The organism is Luteibacter anthropi (assembly GCF_011759365.1).
Classification (GTDB): Bacteria; Pseudomonadota; Gammaproteobacteria; order Xanthomonadales; family Rhodanobacteraceae; genus Luteibacter; species Luteibacter anthropi.
The window spans coordinates 242,232-264,734 of the sequence record NZ_JAARLZ010000007.1; the positions used below are offsets into that span (position 1 = coordinate 242,232).

The window sequence follows — 22,503 nt, forward strand, 5'->3', positions numbered from 1 at the left end:
GCTCCTAGGTTAGCACTGTTGGATCAGTCCGGTGCCGGGGTGACCCGACACCGGATGGCAGTTCCCGAGAGTACATTTCCGGCCGTGAAGTGGCTTTCGGCCGGATGCCTCGATCCCCGTAAGGATTAGGCCCGACAGATTCAGAGCGGAGCCAGCAGCGAGCGCAACGTCTTCAAGCATTCGTCCAGTGCGGTGTCCGCATACGGCTCGGCCTTGCCGGAGCCCCACACGGGGCCGGGCCACGCAGCGTCGCCTTCCGTGCGGGCCACCACATGCACATGCAACTGCCGGACGATATTGCCCAGCGCACCGATGTTGAGCTTGTCGCAGGGGGCGACGGCACGCAGCGCGGCGCCTGCCGCATCCACCTCGCGCCAGAGAGTGGCGCGATCGGACTCGGAGAGATCGGTGACCTCCACGAGTCCGGGCTGTCTCGGTACCAGTACCAGCCACGCAAAGCGCGCATCGCGCATCAGCAGCACGCGACACAGCGGCAGGTCGCCGACGACGACGGTGTCGCCGGCGAGCCTGGGGTCGAGGTCGAACGCCGTGTTCACGCGAGTTCGGTCTCGAAGAAGGTGCGGGTGCGTTCCCACGCGATCTTCGCACTGGCTTCGTCATAGCTGGCGCGCACGTCGCAGTTGAAGCCATGGTCGGCCGGGTAGACCCAGGTATCCATTTCCGGCTTCAGTTCGCGATGCTTCTCGACCATCTCGGGCGGAATGGAGTGGTCGCGCTCGCCGAAGTGGAAAATGACATTGGCCTTGGCCTTCTCGGCCAGGAAGGGCGCGTCGCGCGAGCCGTAGTAGCTGGACGAGGGCAGGCCCAGGCGCAGGGCGGCTAGCAGGGCGATGGTGCCGCCCCAGCAGTAGCCCACCGTGCCGACCTTCACCTTGAAGTGGTGGGCGAGGTACTTCGCTGCCACGTCCACATCCTGGGTGGGACGCAGCAGGCCGAGTTCGGAGATGTACTTCACGCCCCGGGTCATGCCTTCCTGGTCGTAGCCCAGCTCCACACCCTTCTGCACGGGGTCGAACAGGGCGGGTGCGATGGCGACGAAACCCTCGGCGGCGAAGCGGTCCGCCACGCTGCGGATATGGGCATTGACGCCGAAGATCTCCTGAATGACGACGATGCCACCGCGCACTTCCACGCCCTTGGGCGGTTCGGCGAGGTAGGCGTCCATGTGTTCGTGGTGGGGGCGAGAGGTGTCGAGGGAGAGGGTGTGGCCCATGGGGAATCTCCGGCGGGGTGAGAAAGCCTGAAGGTTACCCGGCTTCACGGTGGTCGTCCCGCCTCGGCGGGGGGATGCCGGACCGGCTATAATGCGCGGTTTCCCCGCTCCGGTACCCACGGCAATGTCCCAGGCCGCTCAGACCCAGAAAATCGGCTTCGTCAGCCTTGGATGTCCAAAGGCTCTTGTCGATTCAGAACGCATCCTCACCCAGCTCAAGGTCGAGGGCTACGAGATCGTGCCCAGCTACGGCGCGGCCGATGCCGTGGTGGTGAATACCTGTGGCTTTATCGATTCTGCCGTGCAGGAGTCTCTCGACGCCATCGGCGAAGCGCTTCACGAGAACGGCAAGGTGATCGTCACCGGCTGCCTCGGCAAGCGCCAGGAGCTGATCCGCGAGAGCTACCCTGACGTGCTGGCCATTACCGGTCCGCAGGATTACGCCTCGGTGATGAGTGCCGTGCACAAGGCGCTGCCGCCGGCGCGCAACAAGTTCCTCGACCTGGTGCCGGACACGGGCGTCAAGCTCACGCCGAAGCACTATGCGTATCTCAAGATTTCCGAGGGCTGCAACCACCGTTGCAGCTTTTGCATCATTCCTTCCATGCGTGGCGATCTTGTCAGCCGCCCGGTCGATCAGGTGTTGATCGAGGCCGAGAAGCTGGTCAAGGGTGGCGTGAAGGAGCTGCTGGTGATCTCGCAGGACACCAGCGCCTATGGCGTGGACGTGCGTTACGCCGAGCGCGAGTGGCGGGGCAAGCAGTACCGTACGCGCATGACCGAGCTTTGCGAGGGTCTTTCCGAGCTGGGTGTGTGGACGCGTCTGCATTACGTCTACCCGTATCCGCATGTCGACGAGGTGATGCCGTTGATGGCGGAGGGCAAGATCCTTCCGTACCTCGACATCCCGTTCCAGCACGCCAGCCCGCGCATCCTCAAGTTGATGAAGCGGCCGGGCAACGTGGACAAGACGCTGGAGCGCATCCAGAATTGGCGTCGTTCCGTGCCGGATCTCACCATTCGCAGCACCTTCATCGTCGGTTTCCCGGGTGAGACGGATGCCGAGTTCAACGAGCTGCTCGATTTCCTTCGCGAGGCCGAGCTGGATCGCGTCGGTGCGTTCGCCTATTCGCCGGTGGATGGCGCCAAGGCCAACGAGTTGCCGGGTCAGGTCGACGAAGAGCTGAAGGAAGATCGCCTGGAGCAGTTCATGGCGGTGCAGGCCGAGATCTCGGCGGCCAAGCTCCAGCGCAAGGTGGGCAAGACCATTCGTGTGCTCGTCGATGAGATCGATGCCGACGGTGCGTGGGGTCGCTCCAGTGCCGACGCGCCGGAAATCGACGGTGCCGTTCGCATCGATGACGGCCAGCTGCTGAAGCCGGGCCAGTTCGTCGACGTGGTGGTGGAAGAAGCCGACGCCCACGACCTCTACGGTCGCCTGGTCTGACCCATGCGGTACGTGGCGCCCACACGCGAGGCGCTGGATCGCAGCGTGCTCGCGGTACCGCCGCTGGCGTACTGGGATGAATTCAGGTCATTCGTCGAAGGTGACGAATGGCCTGAGGTTTCTGCACTGAATGCGCTCTGGCCTGTGGGCGTGACGACGCGTTTCGTTACGCAGGATGCCGCCTTGCTGGCGGATGGCCTGCATTACGAGGAGCGCATCGCGCAGCTCGGCGCCGTCGCAACGCGTGCCGCCAACTGGCATGACCTGTTCAATGCCTTCGTCTGGCTGCGCCATGGCGCGATCAAGCGTGCGCTCAACGCACGGCAGGTGAGCGAGATCGAACGCATGGGGCCCCGTGAACGTTCGCGGCCGCAGTGTGCGCTTACGCATTTCGACGAAGCCGGGATGATCGTCAGTCTTCGTGATCCGGCCATGCTGGAGGCGTGGGATCGGCATGACTGGTTCTGCCTGTTCCGCACGCATCGTGAGGCGTGGTTGTCGGGTGAGGCGCGTGTCGAGGTGTTCGGGCATGCGTTGCTGGAGCATGCGTTGACGCCGGAGAAATTGCTGGTGGGTAAGGCATTGGTCGTCATGGGGGATGACGCTGCGGAAGTTTGCGCGCGGGCGATTGCTTCCGGGGCGGTGCTTAATGATCCGCAGGAATTGCGGCCGTTTCCGGTGTCGGGTGTGCCGGGGTGGCATGTGGATACCGATAGTGATGCGTTCTACTTCTCTGCGCCGTGTTTCCAGCCGGTGAGGGCGGGGCGCGCATATCCCGCACCACTTGCCGGCATCTGCTGGTAACACCTGGGCCGTCATTCCTGCGAACGCAGGAATCCAGTGCGATGCAGTGGGTTTTCGCGATGGCGTGGCCTGCTTGGCTTCTTGAGTGCACATCGATGTGGCGTTCGGCCATGCTGGTGAACTGGGGCGCTGGGTTCCAGCGTTCGCTGGAACGACGGTGTCGGGGTTACCAAGGTGTCGGGGTTACCAAGGTGTCGGGGTTATCAGCTTGCGGACATAAAAAAACGCCGCTCTTTCGAGCGGCGTTTTTTATTGCATCGTCAGCGGAAATCAGCCGCCGCGCGATGCCTTCTTGCGGTCGGCTTCCGTCAGGTGCTTCTTGCGCATGCGGATTTCCTTCGGCGTGACTTCGACCAGCTCGTCGTCGTCGATGAAGTCCAGTGCCTGTTCCAGCGTGAACTTGGTGGCCGGGGTGAGCTGGATCGCGTCGTCCTTGCCGGAGGCGCGCATGTTGGTGAGCGGCTTCGGCTTGATCGCGTTGACGGTAAGGTCGTTGTCCTTCGCGTGGATACCGATCAGCTGGCCTTCGTACACCGAGTCGCCTTCGGCGGCGAACAGCTTGCCGCGTTCCTGGAGGGGTCCGAGCGAATAGGCCGGGGTGTTGCCCGGGGCGTTCGCGATCATCACGCCGTTCTGGCGCTTGGCGATCGGAGCCGGGGTATACGGACCGTAGTGCTTGAACACGTGGAACAGCAGGCCCGAACCCTGGGTGAGGGTCTTGAACTGGTTCTGGAAGCCGATGAGGCCGCGAGCCGGGATTTCATACTCGAGGCGCACGCGACCCTGGCCATCGGAGACCATGTTCTTCAGGTCGCCCTTGCGGATGCCGAGGCGCTCCATCACGCCGCCCTGGTGGACTTCTTCGATGTCGATCACGAGTTCTTCGATCGGCTCCATCTTCTGGCCGTCGATTTCCTTCAGGATGACTTCCGGACGCGACACGGCCAGCTCGTAACCTTCGCGGCGCATGTTTTCGATCAGCACCGAGAGGTGCAGTTCGCCACGGCCCGAAACCAGGAACTTGTCGGCGTCGGAGCCGTCTTCGACGCGCAGGGCAACGTTGTGCACCTTCTCGCGGTCGAGGCGCTCGCGCAGCTGGCGGCTGGTGAGGAACTTGCCGCCCGAGAGGTCCTTGTTGCCGACGAACGGCGAGTTGTTGACCTGGAAGGTCATGCTGATCATCGGCTCGTCGACGCTCAGCGCCGGCAGCGCCTCCGGCGTGTCGAGCGCGGTGACCGTATCGGAAATGGTCAGCTCGGGGATGCCCGAGATGGCGACGATGTCGCCGGCTTCGGCCGATTCCTGCTCGATGCGCTCGAGGCCGAGGAAGCCGAGCACCTGGACAACCTTGCCCTGGCGCTTCTTGCCTTCACGGTCGATCACGGCAACCGGCATGCCCTTCTTCAGGGTGCCGCGCTGGATGCGGCCAATGCCGATGACGCCGACGAAGTTGTTGTAGTCGAGCTGGCTGATGCGCATCTGGAAGGCGCCTTCCGGATCGACGTCAGGCTTCGGTGCGTGCTGCATGATCGCTTCGTACAGCGGGGTCATGTCGCCTTCGCGGGCATTCTCGTCGAGCGAGGCGTAGCCGTTGAGCGCCGAGGCGTAGACGATCGGGAATTCCATCTGCTCGTCGGTGGCGCCGAGCTTGGCGAAGAGGTCCCACACCTGCTCGACCACCCACTCAGGACGGGCGCCCGGACGATCGACCTTGTTGACCACGACGATCGGCTTGAAGCCCATCGCGAAGGCCTTCTGGGTGACGAAGCGCGTCTGCGGCATCGGGCCGTCCATCGCATCGACCAGGATCAGCACGGTGTCGACCATCGACAGCACGCGCTCGACTTCGCCGCCGAAGTCGGCGTGTCCCGGGGTGTCGACGATGTTGATGCGGTTCTTGACGCCCTTCTTCTTGTCTTCCCAGGTGATGGCCGTGTTCTTGGCAAGGATCGTGATGCCACGCTCCTTTTCCTGGTCGTTCGAATCCATTACGCGCTCGGCGAGCACGGTACGCTCGTTCAGCGTGCCGGACTGCTTCAGAAGCTGGTCGACGAGGGTGGTTTTGCCATGGTCGACGTGAGCGACGATGGCGATGTTGCGCAGGAATTCGATCGACATGCGGTATGCGCCGGCGTGCAGCCGGATCGCCTCTTTGGTTTGGGAAGCCGCCGATTATAAAGGAATTTGGCGATTTTCGCATGACGGCCTGCGACTCCGTTCACGGAGCCGCAGGCCGCACCCGTTCAGGGTTCCAGCACCGGGCCGCGGCAGGCGGCCGGAAGGTACTTCGGATCGATGCCGTCGCCTTCGCAGGCCCAGTCCACCCGGCCTTCTTCCACGCGGGGCGTGAGAACCAGCTGGCCCGAGTCCAGCTTCTGGTCGGCCTTGTGCGGCGGGGTGGCGTCCAGGGTGATCGTGATGGAGCCGCCCTGGCCGATCTCGACGGAGCCGGCGATATCGTTGCCGAGGGTTTCCGGCTTGCCCAGGCCCGCGGCGGCGTTGGTTGCCGGGAAGCGACCGGTGGCCAGGCGCTTCTTGCCAACGGCCTCCTTGACCGGATCGGCCGCGGCCAGTGCGAGGTTCACCTGGGCGCGCATCGTGTAGTTCTCGTACTGCGGGACGGCGATGGCTGCCAGGATGGCCGACGTCACCGCGATGCTCATGGCGCCGCCGCTATCCACCAGCTCATAGGGCGTCTGCTGGTAGGTGAAGGACAGGGCGAGGGTGTCCTGGTCGGCCTCGATGGCCGTGCCCAGCACGCCCTTGTCTGGCAGGCCCAGCGTATGGGCCGAGGGCAGGGTGGCGATATCCGCCTCCGAGCCCGACATCGAGGCAAGGATCTGCAGGATCTGGATGTAGGTGTAGTAGGCGTCGCGCTGGGCGCCGTGCGTCGTGGCCGTGAAGCCGGCGAGGGTGCGGTTGCCCGGGTAGTGGCGGCTGGCGAGCCAGTCGGCCACGGACGTATCCGGCTTGGCGGCCGCGCGGTCGGATAGCGCCTGCGGCACGCCCGCCATCACGATCCAGTCGCCGTCTTCCAGCCACCACGACTTGCCACCCATGCGACCGATCAGCTCGGCCAGCGGTTTCATCGATGGTGTCGCATCGGCAGGCAGGACGTCGCTGCCCTGGGGCGGCGCCGTCACCCAGTGGACCTCGGTGCCGTCAATCTTTGAGGTGCCGGTTTTCCAGCCGCGCGGGCCCATCGCCGCCATGTGGTCGCGCCAGGCTTTCATGTCGCGGGTACGCAGGGCGTAGAAGGTGCCGGCGTCGTCGGCAAACACGACCAGCTCGGGTCCGAACCACTTGAAGTAATCGGCCAGCGCGGCCCCGTAACGGTCCTGCATCCGCTTGTCGAGCGCATGGAATTTACCGGCGGCGTCGCTGCCGAAGTCCAGGTTCAGGTTGTCCTCGAAGCGCTTGTAGGCCTCCGGGCCAGGCACGGCGAAGGTCAGCACCCAGCGTGGCTCGCCCGCGGTCTTGATCGACGGGGCGAACGAGACCGGTGCAAGGTATTGCAGGGCGCGGGCCTGCGGTGCGTGGACGATGAGGCGGATCTGGCCCAGTCCGTCGACGCTGCCGGCGCCGAAGGCAATGGCGTCGGCCTTGCTGGCAAAGTCGGCCGGCAGGCGGCCGAGCGGGTTGTCGCCGGCCTGTGCGGCGGCAACGGCGCCGACGCCGCGCACGGTCACCCAGCCGAACAAGCCTTCGCCGGAGGTGTCGATGCGCGATTCAAGCTCGCCCAGCGTGGCAGGCGAGTCCTTCGTGCCCGCGTTGCCGAAGCTGGCGATCAGCTCGTCGAGCTTAGCCGCGTCGCTGGGTTCCTTGGTGGCCTGGGTCACCCACAGGCGGCGTGTCTTCACGTCGTAGCGCACGGCGCCGCCGCTGGACAGCGTGCCGTTGCCCTGGGCGTCCAGCGGCGCGGCGAGGATCGGCGTGGTGGTGGATAGCGTGGCCAGTCGTGCGTTGACGGCATCGACGCTCGGCTGGGCCAACACCGCGGTGACGACCACGCGCGAGGCTGGCGAGGGAATGCCGACGGGGTCGATCAGCGCCACCTCCACGGGAGAGCGCAGGTCGTCCAGCAGCAGGCCGAGCACGGGGGCGATCTTCAGGTCGGCGAGAATCTTGTCCCGGGCGATGCTCTCGCGCAGTTTCGCAACCAGGTCCAGGTGTGCCTTGGTGGACAACGCAGCGTCGAGCGCGCGCCCCGTCGGCACGCCACCCAGCATCACCCACGGCGAGGGGATGCGCACATAGGACACGGTCTGGGCCGGAAGGTGTTGGCGCAGCCAGGCCGGTGCCGAGATGTCGGCCTGTGCCGCGGCCACCGCCTTCGGGTCGGCGGTGGGTGTGTTGTTGCCATCCTTGTGGCAGGCGGTCAGTCCCAGGGCCGCGACGATGGCGGCGGACAGCAGGACGGTACGGCGGGCAGTCATTGCTCTGTATCCCCTAGATTCATCCGGCTCCTGCCGGGCGCGGGGAGGATAGCAGTGCGTTCTCAAGCGGGCGTGTACGCGGATCACGACTTGCCATGTCCGGTGTGCGTCGCGCATCTTCGCAGGGTTGTCAGCAGGAATCCCCATGGAAGCCCTCGACGTATCCGGCGACATCCTTCAAACCGTGCACCGTCACGACGACGACCTGCTCAGCGCCGGTCTCGGTCTGCGCGGGCTTGCCGGTACGCTGGCGCCCTTCGCGAACCCTGGTAGCCCCACTCCCGCCGAACTGCGTCGTCGTGCGATCCAGTCGAGCTGGAAGGGCATTGCCGATCTGGGGCGACTGGGTGGTTTCGGTAGCGTCTATGGCGCCGTGCCCGCCGTACCGGGGCGCGAATACACGGCGTTTGCCCGCATCGCCGGGGCGCACTCGACGCATCGAGTGCTTGTGCAGGTGCCGGACGTATTCGACCGGTCGAAGCGTTGCCTTGTCGTCACGGCTTCCTCCGGTTCGCGAGGTATTTACGGTGCCATTGCGCTGGCGGGTGGCTGGGGGCTGCCGAAGGGTTGCGCCGTTGCCTATACGGATAAAGGTGCTGGCGCCGGGTATTTCGATACGGCAGACGGTACCGGCGTGGCGTTGGACGGTACGCGTCGGCGAGCGGGCGAAGCCGAACTGGAGTTCGAGCCGGCATCGCCACCCGCCGATGCCGGCATCGGCGTGAAGCACGCACACTCCGGGGATCATCCGGAAGCCGACTGGGGGCGACAGGTACTCCAGGCGGCGCGTTTCGGGCTTGCCATGCTGGATCGCGCCTTTCCCGACGACGCCCCGTTTACCGCAGCGAACACCACGATCATCGCCACCGGCCTGTCCAATGGTGGCGGCGCGGTGCTGCGTGCGGCGGGCGACGATGTGGACGGTCTGCTCGATGCCGTGGTGGCGCTTGAGCCCAACGTACACGTGCCGGGGCAGGGGCGGCCTTTTTTCGACTACGGAACGGAGGCGGGCCTGTGGATGCCTGCGGCCATGGCCTCGTCGCGCTTCGATGATCTGCCATTTGCCCGTGCTGGCGTGGTCCAGCCTCCGGCATGGGCCGTGCGGGCGGCATCCCTGCGCGCGCACGGGAAAATGTCGGGCCTGCTGCCCTCGCGACTGGCCGACGAGGCCCTGGATCGCCTGGTGGAACGTGGTTGGCGCGAAGAGTCTTTCGCAGCGGCGGCGTCTTCCACGGCGCTGGATCTGTGGCGGATCATTTCGGTGCCCTATGCGTCGTCCTACCTGCGCCGGGCCCTGGGCGACATGCCGCTGGGCTTTGCCTACCGGGCGCCGCCCGGCCTGCCGGGCGCGGCAGACATCCGGGCGGCGTGGTGGTCGGATGGCGCGGGACTACCGCCCGGACCGGGCATCGTGCTCGACGGTGGCACGGATGTCTCACTGGACCCCGTTCTGCCCGGCCAGATGGCCTTGCGCCATCTGTGGGAGGGGCCGGGGGACGATGCCGCCATGCTGAAGGCGGCCGTGGCGGAAACGGCCGTGGCGATGCCGCGCGAAGACCTGCCGATATGCGTCGTGCACGGGGCAGCGGATGGCCTGATTCCGGCCGCGTTCGCTTCCGACCCCTACGTGCGCTGGTTGCGGGCGGCGGGACGGGCGCCGGTGTACTGGCGAGTGCCCCATGCCCAGCACTTCGACGCGTTCCTGTCGTTTCCCGATTTCGGTGATCGCTTCGTACCCCTGCTGCCTTATGGCTACGCTGCGTTGGACCGGGTCTGGGCGCATGTTGCACAGGGCAGGGCCTTGCCGGAGGATGCGGCGGTGCGCGATGCAAGGCCCCGTGGCCCCGGCCCACTGACCCCCGGTGCCCTGGCTTTGCCGCCCGCATGAAGGTTTCATCACATTTACTTGCTTGAAGTCTTGGGTCCGGACCGCCATCTTCGGTAGCCTTTGCAGTCCCCCGCGTCGGCCATGGTCGTGGCCGACAGGATTTTCAACGAGTTACAGGAACCGCGATGACCATCAACGTCACCATGAAGACCAACAAGGGCGATATCCACCTGCGCCTGCACGACGACAAGACCCCGGTGACGGTGGCGAGCTTCGTCAACCTGGCCAAGCGTGGCTATTACGACGGCCTGTCGTTCCATCGCGTCATCGCCGACTTCATGATCCAGGGCGGCTGCCCCGAGGGTTCGGGTCGTGGTGGTCCGGGCTACCGCTTCGCTGACGAGTTCGACGCCAGCCTCAAGCACGACAAGCCGGGCATCCTGTCCATGGCCAACGCCGGCCCGGGCACCAACGGTTCGCAGTTCTTCATCACCCACGGCCCCACCCCGTGGCTCGACGGCAAGCACAGCGTGTTCGGCGAGATCGTGGGTCCGGAAGACAAGGCCGTGGTCGATGCCATTCGCCAGGAAGACACCATCGAGAAGGTGATCGTCGAAGGCGACGTCGATGCGCTGCTTGAAAAGCAGGCTGCCCACGTGGCCAAGTGGAACGAAGTGCTCGACGCGCGCTGATCCTTCCGCCGCTTGCGAGGCAAGAAAACGCCGCCCCCGGGCGGCGTTTTCGTTTATCCAGGGCATGCCCGCTTCTGTAGGAGCGCGCCTTGCGCGCGACCGGATGTGTCGCAGCGCATGGAATGTTCCCGCCAACCCGGTCGCGCGCAAGGCGCGCTCCTACAGGGGTGGCGATGTGCGTGCTAAAATGGGGACCTTTGCTTCATCCCCCACAAGCCGAGGAACCGATGCCGAAGCTCGCCACGCGTATGGGCCGCGCCAAGCCCAGTGCGATCATGGTCATTGCCGAAAAGGCCAAGCGCCTGAAAGCGGAGGGCCGCGATATCGTCAGCTTCTCCATCGGCGTCCCCAACTTCCTTCCCGGCGAGCACGTCTACGCCGCCGCCCGCGAGGCCCTGGAGAAAGACTCCGGCCAGTACGGCAGCAACCGCGGCGCCGATGCGCTGCTGGATGCCTTCCTGAAGCACATCGAGGCACTGGGTCTCACCGGCTACGGCCGTGAAAACATCAGCACCGGCGTGGGCGCCAAGCAGATCCTCTACAACCTGGCCGAGGCCATGCTCGACGAAGGCGATGAAATCGTCTTCCCGGCACCGTACTGGACCAGCTACCTCGACATCGCCGAGATCGTCGGCGCGAAGATCAACATCCTGCCGTGCCCGCCCGAGCAGCACTACAAGCTCATGCCGGCGCAGCTCGAAGAGGCCCTCAAGCGCAAGCCGCGCGTGTTCCTCTTCAACAATCCGTCCAATCCCACCGGCATGGTCTACACGCGCGATGAAATCGCCGCGCTGGCCGATGTGCTCGTGAAGTATCCAGATACGTGGATCATCACCGACGACATCTACAACACCATGGTGTTCGACGGGGTGGGTTACCACAATTTCGTGCAGCTTCGTCCCGAACTGCGCGATCGCACGGTGTTCACCGATTCGCTGTCGAAGACCTACGGCATGCCGAGCTGGCGCGTGGGCTTCATCGCCGCGCCGGCCGAAGTGGCCAAGGCGGTCACCACGCTCAATTCCAACCACATCACCAGCCTGCCCGAAGTGGCCACGGCCGCGGCCATCGCCGCGCTGTCGGGTCCGCAGGATATTCCGGCGAAGATGTGCAAGGAGTTCGCGGCCAAGCGCGATCGCGTCTACGACGCACTGGTGTCCATTCCGGGCGTGGTCTGCCCGCGTCCGCAGGGTGCCTTCTACGCGTTCCCCGATATTTCCGTCGCCTTCGGCAAGAAGCACAACGGCGTGGAAATAACGGACGACGTCACCTTCTGCGCCGCGCTGCTCGAAGCCAAGGGCGTGGCCTGCGTGCCGGGTTCGGCCTTCGGCGAGCCGCGCTCGCTGCGCATTTCCTATTCCTGCCCGGACGAGGCGCTCGACAAGGGCATGGCCCGCATCGTCGAGTTCTTCGCCGAGCTTTCCTGATCGTCAGTCCACAGCGATATCCCCGAGGAGTCGAAAGATGAAAGCACCCGTTCGCGTTGCCGTGACCGGCGCAGCCGGCCAGATCGGCTATGCCCTCCTGTTCCGTATCGCCGCCGGCGACATGCTGGGTCCCGACCAGCCGGTCATCCTGCACCTGCTCGAAATCACCCCGGCGCTGCCGGCCCTCCAGGGCGTGGTGATGGAGCTCAACGATTGCGCGTTCCCCACCCTCGCTGGCGTGGTCGCCACCGATGACGTCAACGTCGCCTTCAAGGACGTCGATTACGCCCTGCTCGTCGGCGCGCGTCCGCGCGGCCCGGGCATGGAGCGCAAGGATCTCCTCGAAGCCAACGGCGCCATCTTCGGTCCGCAGGGCAAGGCCCTCAACGACCACGCCAAGCGCGACGTGCGCGTGCTGGTGGTCGGCAACCCGGCCAACACGAATGCCCTCATCGCCCAGCAGAATGCCCCGGACCTCGATCCGAAGTGCTTCACCGCGATGGTCCGTCTCGACCACAACCGCGCGCTGTCGCAGCTGGCCGAGAAGACCGGCACGCACTCCACCGACATCAAGAAGCTCACCATCTGGGGCAACCACAGCTCCACCCAGTACCCGGACCTGCACACCACCACGGTGAAGGGCAAGCCGGCGCTGGAGCAGGTCGAGCAGAGCTGGTACGAAGGCGACTTCATCCCGACCGTGCAGCAGCGTGGCGCGGCCATCATCAAGGCCCGTGGCGCTTCGTCGGCCGCGTCGGCTGCGTCGGCCGCCATCGACCACATGCGCGACTGGACCCTGGGTACGGGCGAGGGCGACTGGGTCTCGATGGGCATCCCGTCGGACGGTTCGTACGGCATCGAGCCGGGCGTGATCTTCGGCTACCCGGTGACGGTCAAGGATGGCAAGTACGCCATCGTGCAGGGCCTGGAGATCAACGCGTTCTCGCAGGCACGCATCGACGCCACCAACAAGGAACTGCGCGAAGAGCGCGCCGGTGTCGAGCACCTGTTTGCCAAGAAGTAATTCTTCGCAGGCGTAATGAAAAAGGCCGCATCTCACGATGCGGCCTTTTTTTTTGTTTTTTGTAGGAGCGCGCCTTGCGCGCGACCGGAGGTGACGATGCATCCGGTCGCGCGCAAGGCGCGCTCCTACAGTGGCATCAGGAGTGCTCGCCTTCCTTCGGCGGGGTGCCACGGCCTTCGATGTGTCCACCGAAGCCCATGCGCATCGCGGAGAGCAGGCGCTCGGCGTAGGTGTGATCCTGGCGCGAGCGGAAACGGGCGAAGAGGGCGGAGGTGAGCACTTCGGCCGGCACGGCTTCCTCGATGGCGGCGTTCACCGTCCAGCGGCCTTCGCCGGAGTCGTTGACGAAGCCGGAGTAGTTGTCCAGTTCCGGACCCTTGGCCAGGGCGGATGCCGTGAGGTCGAGCAACCACGACGACACCACGCTGCCGCGACGCCACACTTCGGCGATGTCGGCCATGTCGAGGCTGTAGCGCTCGCGTTCCGGCAGCTGCGTGCCATTGCGGTTCTTCAGGATGTCGAAGCCTTCGGCGAACGACTGCATCATGCCGTACTCGATACCGTTGTGGATCATCTTGACGAAGTGACCCGCACCGGCCGGGCCGGCATGCATGTAGCCGTTCTCGACGCGCGGATCGCGGCCTTCGCGGCCTTCGGTGCGCGGGATGTCACCAGCGCCCGGGGCGAGGGTCTTGAAGATGGGATCGAGGTAGTCGACCGTGGGCTTGTCGCCGCCGATCATCATGCAGTAGCCGCGATCCAGGCCCCACACGCCGCCGGAGGTGCCGACGTCGACGTAATGCTGGCCCTTGGCAGCCAGTTCCTCGGCGCGACGGGCGTCGTCCTTGTAGAAGGTGTTGCCGCCGTCGATGATGATGTCGTCCTTGCCCAGCAGGCCGGACAGGGTCTGGATGGTGTTTTCCGTGATCTCGCCAGCCGGCAGCATCACCCAGACGACCTTGGGCGAGGGCAGTGCCTTGACCAGTCCTTCGAGCGACTCGACAGCTTCGCCGCCGTCCTTCGCCAGTGCGGCGCGTGCGTCAGCGTTGTTGTCGTAGACGACGGTCTGGTGACCGTCCCTCATGAGGCGGCGGGCGATGTTGCCGCCCATGCGGCCCAGACCGATCAAACCGATTTTCATGCGTGGGGTCCTCGATGGATTCAACGGGGGGAATATGCGGCTTGCCGGGTGGTATGCAAGCCATAGGCGGGATTATCGCTCCAATCGCGCATGAATCGGAAAAATATCGAGCCCTTGTACAGGAGCGGGGGCGAAAATTTCGTCATGCTCCCTGACTTTCGGCACAGTAGGCGCTTCCGGCATGACGGGTACGCTGGGGTGTCGTCTACAGGGTGTCCCCATGAAAACCGCAGTCCGCCTCTCCCTCGCCGCTCTTGCCATCGCGGGGGCGCTCGGCGCCTCGGCCGCGACCTACGACCCGCGCGAGACCTTCGCCCCCTTCGCCTGGCCGCAGCCGGTCACGGCCTATCGCTCCGGCAGCGGCATGCCGGGCCCGCTTTACTGGCAGAACCATGCCGACTACGACCTGGCCGCTACCCTCGACCCGGTGAAGAACACGCTGGTAGGCAAGGCCACCATCCGCTACACCAACAACAGCCCCGATGCGCTCGACGTGCTGTGGCTGCAGATGGACGAGAACCGCTTCACCGCCGACGCGCGCGGCAACTTCACCTCGGGCAAGAAGATGCCCACCCGGCACACCGATGGCTATCGCATCGCCACGGTCACGGTGGAGCAGGGCGGCAAGGTGGAGAAAGCCAGCTATGTCGTCTCCGATACGCGCATGCAGGTGCGCCTGCCGCAGCCATTGGCAGCACATGGCGGCAAGCTGTCGGTCACCATCGCATATTCCTACGACCTGCCCGGTGACTTCGGCGGCCGTACGGGCTTTGCGCCGTCGAAGAACGGCAACATTTACGAGATGGCACAGTGGTATCCGCGTATGTGCGTCTACGACGATCTGCGTGGCTGGGACACGGCGCCCTACCTCAACAGCGAGTTCTACCTCGAATACGGCGACTTCGACTACGCGATCACCGTGCCCTCGGACATGATCGTCGCCGGCTCCGGTGAGCTGGTGAATCCGCAGGACGTGCTCACGACCACCCAGCAGCAGCGCCTGGCGAAGGCGCGCGACAGCGATGCCACGGTGATGATCCGCACGCCCGCCGAGGTGACCGACCCGGCCAGCCGTCCGAAGCGTGGTGGCACGCTCACCTGGAAGTTCCGCATGAAGAACACGCGCGACGTGGCCTTCGGCGCATCCACTGCCTATGTGTGGGATGCCGCACGCATCAACCTGCCCGAAGGACGCAAGGCCCTGGCCATGTCGGTCTATCCGGTGGAAAGCTCGGGCAAGGAGTCGTGGAGCCGTTCCACGGAATACATGAAGGCTTCCGTGGAGCACTTCTCGGCGAAGTGGTACCCGTATCCGTATCCGGTGGCAGTGAACGAGGGCGGCTCCGCCGCCAGCGGCATGGAGTATCCGGGCCTGGTCTTCGACCCCATGGAAGCTTCGCCCAAGGAGCTGCACATGGTCACGGCCCACGAGATCGGCCACACCTGGTTCCCGATGATCGTGGGCACCAACGAGCGCCGTGACGCCTGGATGGACGAGGGCTTCAACACCTTCATCGACGTGTACGAGGCCGATGCGTTCAACCGTGGCGAGTTCGCCCCCAAGCGTGACGGTGAATACGCGCCCAAGGGCGGCAACCCGGTCGACGAGATCCTGCCGTTGCTGGCCGACCCCGAGGCGCCGCCGCTACTGATGGGTGCGGACATGGTCAAGGAGAAATACCGCCACCCGGCCACCTACTTCAAGTCGGCCCTGGGCCTGGTATTGCTGCGCGAGGAAATCATCGGGCCGGAGCGCTTCGACCCGGCCTTCCGCAAGTACATCGCCACCTGGGCCTACAGGCACCCGACGCCGTCCGACTTCTTCCGCCTGATGGAGAGCGAGGCGGGCGAGGACCTGTCCTGGTTCTGGCGCGGCTGGTATGCCAACAACTGGCAGCTGGACATGGCCGTGACGGGGGTGGACGGCAACACCGTGACCGTCGAGAATCGCGACCAACTGGTGATGCCGGCCATGCTGCGGGTAACCTTCGACGACAAGAGCACCCGCGACGTCCGCATCCCCGTGGAAACCTGGCAGCAGCACACCTCGTTCGGCGTGGTGGTGCCGGGCAAGGGGCGCATCGTCGCCGCCACCATCGACCCCGACCATCGCATCCCCGATCGCGACCGTTCCAACGACACCTGGCCCCGCTGATAACCGCATGTCACCCCGTAGCGCCGCATCCCACCTCTTCGCCATGATCGTCGCCGCGGTGGCGTGGCCTACCTTGCTGTTGCAGTATTGGCTCACCATCTGGACCGGCCCGCTGGGCGAGGTGACCGTCCGCTACTTCAGCTTCTTCACCATCCTGTCGAACGTGCTGGTGGGGCTGGTGTCGGCCGCCTCGGTCATCGGCGGCAACTGGGCGCCCCTGCGCGTGCTGCGCACGCCGGGGGCACGCGGGCTGGCGGCGGTGTCGATCATGGTTACCTGCCTGGTCTACGCCGCCATGCTCCAGGGCCTGTGGCATCCCCTGGGGGCGCAGCTGCTGGCGGATCGTTCGCTGCACTACGTGGTGCCGTTCCTCTACCTGGCCTGGTGGATGGCACTGCTGCCGCACGGCACGCTGTCGTGGGGGCATGCCGCGCGCTGGCTGCTGTTTCCCTTCGTGTTCGCCGTGTGGACCTTCGCCCGCGGCGCGCTCGTGCACGAGTACCCGTATCCCTTCCTCGACGTAGATCAGCTCGGCTATCCCCAGGTGCTGTTCGACTGCCTGATGGTGGGTGCGCTTTTCGTCGTGCTGGGGCTGGTGCTGATCGCCACCGACCGCGCGCTGGCGCGCCGGGTGGCCCTTACCTGAGCCTGCACGTGCCGGCGACGGCAGGCGGGCATACAATGCCCGCATGATCTATCGCTGGTTCGAATCCCTCATCGACATCTTCCGCGAGGCGCCCGAGGGCACCCCGCCGAAGGGTGTGCTGCGTTTCTACGCCTACTATCTGCGCCAGGTATGGAAGATCTTCGCCTGGGCATTGTTCGTGGGCCTGGCGGTGGCCCTCATCGAAGTCGCGCTGTTCGACTTCCTGGGCCGCGTGGTGGACATGGCCCAGAACACGCCGGCTGCCCGGTTCTTCCCCACCCATTGGAAGACGCTGGCATGGATGGGCTTCGTTGTGGTGGTGCTGAGGCCGCTTTCCATCGGGCTGCACGACCTGCTGGTGAACCAGTCGCTGAACCCGGGCATGACCAACATGATCCGGTGGCAGCAGCACCGCTACGTGCTGAAACAAAGCCTGTCATTTTTCCAGAACGATTTCGCCGGCCGCATCGCCAACCGCATCATGCAGACGGCACCGTCGCTGCGCGAGTCGGCGGTGCAGGTGGTGGATGCGCTGTGGTACGTCACGGTGTATGCCGGTACGGCGATCTATCTTTTCGCCAAGGCCGACTTCTGGCTGGCGCTGCCGCTGGTGGTATGGATCGCGGGCTACGTGGGCATGCTGGCTTTCTTCGTGCCCCGGGTTAAGCAGCGCTCGTGGCTGGCTTCCGAGGCGCGCTCCAAGGTCATGGGGCGGGTCGTCGACGGCTACAGCAACATCATGACGCTGAAGCTGTTTGCGCATACCAACCGCGAGGAGGCCTACGCCCGCGAGGCGATGGTCGAGCTCACCGGCAAGGTGCGCAACCAGAATCGCATGATCACCTCGATGGACGTGTCGATCACCACGCTCAACGGTTTTCTCATCGCAGGCACCAGCCTGCTGGCGTTGTGGCTGTGGTCCCGCGGCACGGTGTCCACGGGACAGGTGGCGCTGGCCGTGGGCCTGGTGATCCGCATCAACAACATGTCCGGCTGGATCATGTGGGTGGTCAACGGCATCTTCGACAACGTGGGTACCGTGCAGGACGGCATCACCACCATCTCGCGCGAGCGCACGGTGGTGGATCACCCGGATGCGCAGCCGCTGCGCGTGGAGCGGGGTGAAGTGCGTTTCGACGACATCCATTTTCACTATGGCAAGGCCGGTGGTGTCATCGGCGGGCTCGATCTCATCGTGCGGCCGGGCGAAAAGATTGGCCTGGTCGGCCCGTCGGGGGCGGGCAAGTCCACGCTGGTCAACGTGCTGTTGCGTCTTTACGACCTGGAAGACGGGCACATCTATATCGACGGACAGGACATCGCCCGCGTGGGGCAGGAGTCGCTGCGCTCGCATATCGGCGTGGTCACCCAGGACACCTCGCTGCTGCATCGGTCCATCCGCGACAACCTGCTTTACGGACGCCCCGATGCGAGCGAGGAAGACATTCTCTCCGCAGTGCGCAAGGCGCGGGCGGACGAGTTCATTCCCACGCTGGTAGACGGCGAGGGCCGTACGGGTTTCGATGCCCATGCCGGCGAACGCGGCGTGAAGCTGTCCGGCGGCCAGCGCCAGCGCATCGCCATCGCGCGGGTGCTGCTCAAGGACGCGCCGATCCTTGTGCTTGACGAGGCCACGTCGGCGCTCGATTCCGAGGCCGAGGCGGCGATCCAGGAAAGCCTGGAAACCCTGATGCAGGGCAAGACGGTGATCGCCATTGCCCACCGCCTGTCCACCATCGCACGCATGGACCGCCTGATCGTGATGGACAAGGGCGCCATCGTCGAAAGCGGCACCCATTCGGAGCTGATCGCAAAGGGCGGCCTCTACGCAAGACTCTGGGCCCACCAGACCGGCGGCTTCGTAGGCGTCGAATAACCCCTGTAGGAGCGCGCCTCGCGCGCGACCGGTTGTCGCGAATGGCTGGATGGTTCCGCCCCGAACGGTCGCGCGCAAGGCGCGCCCCTACATCAGGCGCGGGGTTCCAGGGCTTCGCGTTCGATCCATGCGATGAAGGCCAGGGCGGCTGCCGTTGGCGGGCGGTGTGCCGAATGCACCACGTAATAGGCGTAGCGCGTCGGTAGCTCCGGTCCTGGCAGGCGCACCAGGCGTCCGTCGCCGATGTGCGCCGAAGCCAGGCGCGTGCGCGCCAGCACCGCCCCGAGCCCGGTGGCCGCCGCATTCAACCCATCCGCCGAGTCGCTGATCGTGTGCATCGTGCCGCCGCGCGGATAGCGGACATTGGCCGCACGGAACCACTCACGCCACCCTTCCGGTGCGATATCGGTAAGCAGGGGCAGGGTGCCCACGTCTTCAGGGGTACGCACACGCGCCGCCAGCTCCGGCGAGGCAAGCGGTTGCAGCGAATCGTCCATGAGAAAGCGTGAGGTCAGCCCGGGCCACTGGCCAAGACCGTAGCGGATGCCCAGGTCTGGCCCACCCTCGTCGAAACGCACCAGCGAACGATCCGTATCGATCGATAGCCGCACGGTGGGATGCGCTTCGACGAAGCGGCGCAACCGGGGCATCAGCCAGCTGGCCCCCAGCGAGGGCAGAACGCTGATCCGCACGCCATTGTCCCGGCGATGCTGGCGCAAACCGTCCAGCACCGATTCGACCTCGGCCAGCGCCGAACCGGCGGCATCCGCCAGCAGGCGACCCTCCGGGGTGAGCACCACGCCGCGGGCATGGCGCTGGAACAGGCTGACCCCCAGCGAGGACTCCAGCTTGCGCACGTGATGGCTGACCGCGCTGGCGGTCAGGTGAAGCTCCTCGGCGGCATGAGCGAAATTCTGGTGCCGGGCGGCGGAGGCGAAAGCGGCGAGGGCGGGTAACAGGGCAGATCGCATGGAGGCATGAATCATTTGAATGGCTGGCTTGCAAAGAATGCGCTTGCCAGACGTAAGGTTCCAGCGAAAATGAGCCTCAGCCACAAATGAGGTTCACATGTCGTCCGCTACCAGTACTCCTGCCAGCCCTCTTCCCGGTGTGGAAGATCGCGACTGGCGCACGCCAGCCGAACTGATCGCGCTTGGCGCCACCTGGGGCGGCTCGTTCCTGTTCATGCGCGTGGCCGCCAACGACTTCGGCCCGTTCCCGATGGTCGCCACCCGCCTGCTGTTCGGCTCGGTCATCCTGCTGCCCCTGCTGTGGCGTGCCCGCAACAGCATCCGCCTGTCCCACGTGTGGAAGATGCTGCTGGTGGGCGCGCTCAGCGCGGCCATTCCCTTCAGCCTGTTTGCCTGGGGTGCCGAGCGCGCTCCGGCGGGTATCGGTGCCATCGCCAACAGCACCACGGTGCTCTTCGCCGCGCTCATCGCCTTCATGTTCTTCGGCGAGAAGATCGGCACCCGCAAGGCCATCGCCCTGGTCGCCGGCTTCATCGGCGTGGTGATCCTGGTCAGCGGGCGCGTTGCGGGAGACAACATCGCCCCCGCCGCGCTGGCGGCCGTGGCGGCATCGCTGTGCTACGGCATCGCGGCCAACCTCATCAAGCGCTACCTGTCCGACCTGCCCCCCACGGCAGTGGCAGCCGGCAGCCTGTTCGCCGCCCTGATCCTGGTGGCACCTCTCGCTGCCCTGACCTGGCCGGCCGCGCCCATCCCGATGAAGTCGTGGGCCTGCGTGATCGCGCTGGGCGTGCTCTCCACCGGCCTCGGCTATGCGTTCTACTTCCGCCTGATCCAGCGCATCGGTGCGCCGCGTGCGGCCACGGCTACCTATCTCGTGCCGCTGTTCGGGGTGGGCTGGGGCTGGCTGTTCCTGGGCGAGGCGCTGTCGCCGAGCATGGCCATCGCGGGCATCATCATCCTGGGCAGTGTGGTTTTCAGCCAGAAAAGCAAGGGCTGACAGAACCCTTTCACCGGGAGGGCAAGGCGTGGAATAGTTCGGGCTTCCATTTCCAAGGGGTCCGCCATGACGCGCCTTCGCCACCTCCTCGCCTTCGGCGTCACCAGCTTTATCGTTGGCTTCGCCGCGCAGGCGCAGGACACCACGACGGCGCCGGCCGTCGGTACCGCCTCCACCGCAAAGCCCGAGGCGCTTGCCGACTTCGACGCCTACGTCGATGCCACCCGCAAGCAGTTCGACGTGCCGGGCATCGCCGTGGCCATCGTGAAGGATGGAAAGGTCGTACTCGAAATGGGCTCGGGCGTGCGCAAGCTCGGCGAGCCGGCGAAAGTGGATGCGCATACGCAGTTCGCCATCGCATCCAACACCAAGGCGTTCACCGCCGCCTCGCTGGCGATCCTCGCCGACGAGAAGAAGCTGGACATGAATGACCGGGTGGTGGATCGCCTGCCGTGGTTCCAGATGTCCGACCCGTACGTGACGCGCGAAATGCGCATCCGCGACCTGCTGGCCCACCGCAGCGGTCTCAGCCTCGGCGCCGGTGACCTGCTGTACTGGCCGGCCACGTCGTACACCTCGGAAGAGGTGGCGCAGCGCCTGCGCAACGTGCCCATCACGAACAGCTTCCGCGCCGAGTACGCCTACGACAACATCCTGTTCGGCGTGGCGGGTCTCGTGATCGAGAAGGTGTCAGGCATGTCCTGGCACGATTTCGTGAACCAGAAGATCTTTGCGCCCCTGGGCATGACCGAATCGCGCTCCGATGCGCCGACCCACATCGGCCCGGGCGACGATATCGCCACCGGGCATGCCAAGTTCGACTTCAAGGACCTGAAGCCGGTCGCACCGATGTCCTGGAACAACAACCAGACGGCAGGCGGCATCTATACCAGCGTCCACGACCTCGGCAAATGGATGAACATGCAGCTGGCCGGCGGCACGTATACCGATGCCAGCGGCAAGGAGCAGCGCCTGTTCTCTGCCGCGCGGCAGAAGGAAATGTGGTCGCTGATCACGCCGATCCGCATCCCCGAGCCGAGCGTGCCCGAACTGAAGTCGGCGAAGCCGAACTTCTCCGGTTACGGCGAAGGCTGGTTCGTGTCCGACTACCGTGGTCACAAGCTCGTGTGGCACACCGGTGGTTGGCCGGGCATGGTCTCGCGCCTTACCCTCGTGCCGGACCTCAACCTCGGCGTGGTGGTGCTCACCAACCAGGAGAGCGGGGCGGCCTTCCAGGCGGTGACCATGCGTGCGCTCGACGCCTACATGGATGCGCCGAAGACCGACTGGATCGCCGCCTATGCGGCCAGTGTGAAAAAAGCCGAGGCCAACGCCGACGACAGCATGAAGAAGCACGAGGCATCGCGCATGAAGAATGCGAAGCCCTCGCTGCCGCTGGATGGCTACGTAGGCAAGTATCGCGATCCCTGGTACGGCGATGTCAAGGTGGACAAGGAAGGCGGCAAGCTCGTGATGCGCTTCACGAAGACAGCGCAGCTCACCGGCACACTGGAGCCGTGGCAGCATGACACTTTCATTGCGCACTGGAACGACCGCTCGCTCAACGGCGATGCCTTCGTCAATTTCGCCCTCGATCCCGACGGCAAGATCCGCGAGGTGCGCATGGAGCCGGTCTCGCCGCTCACCGACTTCAGCTTTGACTTCCAGGACCTGCGCCTCGCCCCTGTCGATCCGGCCAAATAAGCGCCTACGCCCCTGTTGCAACGCAGCGCGAATCATGGTCTAGTCGGCCCATGATTCGCATTGCCGCCAATAACGCCAACAATAATAACGCCCGGAATATCGGGAGGGTCGGCGTGTA

At 65.4% G+C, this 22,503-nt stretch carries 17 protein-coding genes; 11 read left to right on the forward strand and 6 right to left on the reverse strand.

The genetic code is table 11. The features are described from left to right. Positions 1 to 140 precede the first annotated feature (140 nt). A complete protein-coding gene (locus HBF25_RS14525) occupies positions 141 to 557 on the reverse strand; it encodes an HIT domain-containing protein (protein WP_166949587.1) in 417 nt (138 codons plus the stop codon). Beyond that, the gene (locus HBF25_RS14530; protein WP_166949589.1) at positions 554 to 1,234 is read right to left on the reverse strand and encodes a dienelactone hydrolase family protein; all 681 of its coding nucleotides are present in this window, start codon (positions 1,232 to 1,234) and stop codon (positions 554 to 556) included. Before HBF25_RS14530 ends, HBF25_RS14525 begins: the two co-directional genes overlap by 4 nt. Before the next feature lie 124 nt (positions 1,235 to 1,358). On the opposite strand from HBF25_RS14530, the gene rimO reads away from it, so the two are divergent. After that, the gene (gene rimO, locus HBF25_RS14535) at positions 1,359 to 2,681 is read left to right on the forward strand and encodes a 30S ribosomal protein S12 methylthiotransferase RimO (protein ID WP_166949591.1); all 1,323 of its coding nucleotides are present in this window, start codon (positions 1,359 to 1,361) and stop codon (positions 2,679 to 2,681) included. Between the two features lie 3 nt (positions 2,682 to 2,684). Continuing rightward, positions 2,685 to 3,485 carry a DUF3025 domain-containing protein gene (locus HBF25_RS14540; protein ID WP_166949593.1) on the forward strand — a complete coding sequence of 267 codons (801 nt, stop codon included), beginning with the start codon at positions 2,685 to 2,687 and terminating at the stop codon, positions 3,483 to 3,485. 270 nt (positions 3,486 to 3,755) lie between these two features. Here the strand turns inward: HBF25_RS14540 and typA are convergent, their stop codons facing one another. Together typA and HBF25_RS14550 are read right to left on the reverse strand one after the other, a co-directional pair. Next, the gene (gene typA, locus HBF25_RS14545; protein WP_166949595.1) at positions 3,756 to 5,603 is read right to left on the reverse strand and encodes a translational GTPase TypA; all 1,848 of its coding nucleotides are present in this window, start codon (positions 5,601 to 5,603) and stop codon (positions 3,756 to 3,758) included. A 125-nt stretch (positions 5,604 to 5,728) separates the two neighbouring features. Further along, a complete protein-coding gene (locus HBF25_RS14550; RefSeq protein ID WP_166949597.1) occupies positions 5,729 to 7,921 on the reverse strand; it encodes a pilin in 2,193 nt (730 codons plus the stop codon). 145 nt (positions 7,922 to 8,066) lie between these two features. On the opposite strand from HBF25_RS14550, the gene HBF25_RS14555 reads away from it, so the two are divergent. From HBF25_RS14555 to HBF25_RS14570, 4 genes are all read left to right on the forward strand, one after another. After that, complete coding sequence (locus tag HBF25_RS14555) at positions 8,067 to 9,809, forward strand: 3-hydroxybutyrate oligomer hydrolase family protein (protein WP_166949599.1); 1,743 nt, start codon at positions 8,067 to 8,069, stop codon at positions 9,807 to 9,809. A gap of 125 nt (positions 9,810 to 9,934) precedes the next feature. After that, entirely contained in the window at positions 9,935 to 10,441 is a 507-nt protein-coding gene (locus tag HBF25_RS14560; RefSeq protein WP_166949601.1) for a peptidylprolyl isomerase, read from the forward strand. A 227-nt stretch (positions 10,442 to 10,668) separates the two neighbouring features. After that, the gene (locus tag HBF25_RS14565; protein WP_166949603.1) at positions 10,669 to 11,868 is read left to right on the forward strand and encodes a pyridoxal phosphate-dependent aminotransferase; all 1,200 of its coding nucleotides are present in this window, start codon (positions 10,669 to 10,671) and stop codon (positions 11,866 to 11,868) included. A 37-nt stretch (positions 11,869 to 11,905) separates the two neighbouring features. Continuing rightward, positions 11,906 to 12,892 (forward strand): malate dehydrogenase, encoded by a 987-nt coding sequence (locus HBF25_RS14570; RefSeq protein ID WP_166949605.1) that lies wholly within the window; start codon positions 11,906 to 11,908, stop codon positions 12,890 to 12,892. Positions 12,893 to 13,028: 136 nt separating this feature from the next. Here HBF25_RS14570 and gnd read toward each other — a convergent pair whose 3' ends face one another. After that, positions 13,029 to 14,033 carry a phosphogluconate dehydrogenase (NAD(+)-dependent, decarboxylating) gene (gene gnd / locus HBF25_RS14575; RefSeq protein ID WP_166949607.1) on the reverse strand — a complete coding sequence of 335 codons (1,005 nt, stop codon included), beginning with the start codon at positions 14,031 to 14,033 and terminating at the stop codon, positions 13,029 to 13,031. Positions 14,034 to 14,253: 220 nt separating this feature from the next. Here gnd and HBF25_RS14580 point away from each other — a divergent pair, with 220 nt between their 5' ends. Genes HBF25_RS14580 through HBF25_RS14590 form a run of 3 tightly spaced genes read left to right on the forward strand, consistent with a single transcriptional unit; the run spans position 14,254 to position 18,710 of the window. Further along, positions 14,254 to 16,188: a M1 family metallopeptidase gene (locus tag HBF25_RS14580; RefSeq protein WP_166949609.1), complete on the forward strand. Its 1,935-nt coding sequence runs from the start codon at positions 14,254 to 14,256 to the stop codon at positions 16,186 to 16,188. Positions 16,189 to 16,195: 7 nt separating this feature from the next. Then, positions 16,196 to 16,834 carry a Pr6Pr family membrane protein gene (locus HBF25_RS14585; RefSeq protein WP_166949611.1) on the forward strand — a complete coding sequence of 213 codons (639 nt, stop codon included), beginning with the start codon at positions 16,196 to 16,198 and terminating at the stop codon, positions 16,832 to 16,834. 43 nt (positions 16,835 to 16,877) lie between these two features. Continuing rightward, complete coding sequence (locus HBF25_RS14590; RefSeq protein ID WP_166949613.1) at positions 16,878 to 18,710, forward strand: ABC transporter ATP-binding protein; 1,833 nt, start codon at positions 16,878 to 16,880, stop codon at positions 18,708 to 18,710. 92 nt (positions 18,711 to 18,802) lie between these two features. On the opposite strand, the gene HBF25_RS14595 is transcribed toward HBF25_RS14590, so the two are convergent. Next, positions 18,803 to 19,681: a LysR substrate-binding domain-containing protein gene (locus HBF25_RS14595; protein WP_166949615.1), complete on the reverse strand. Its 879-nt coding sequence runs from the start codon at positions 19,679 to 19,681 to the stop codon at positions 18,803 to 18,805. A gap of 97 nt (positions 19,682 to 19,778) precedes the next feature. Between HBF25_RS14595 and HBF25_RS14600 the strand changes: the two genes are divergently transcribed. Continuing rightward, on the forward strand, positions 19,779 to 20,681 hold the full coding sequence (locus tag HBF25_RS14600) for a DMT family transporter (RefSeq protein WP_166949617.1): 903 nt from the start codon (positions 19,779 to 19,781) through the stop codon (positions 20,679 to 20,681). A gap of 66 nt (positions 20,682 to 20,747) precedes the next feature. Next, the gene (locus HBF25_RS14605) at positions 20,748 to 22,385 is read left to right on the forward strand and encodes a serine hydrolase (RefSeq protein WP_166949619.1); all 1,638 of its coding nucleotides are present in this window, start codon (positions 20,748 to 20,750) and stop codon (positions 22,383 to 22,385) included. Positions 22,386 to 22,503 lie beyond the last annotated feature (118 nt).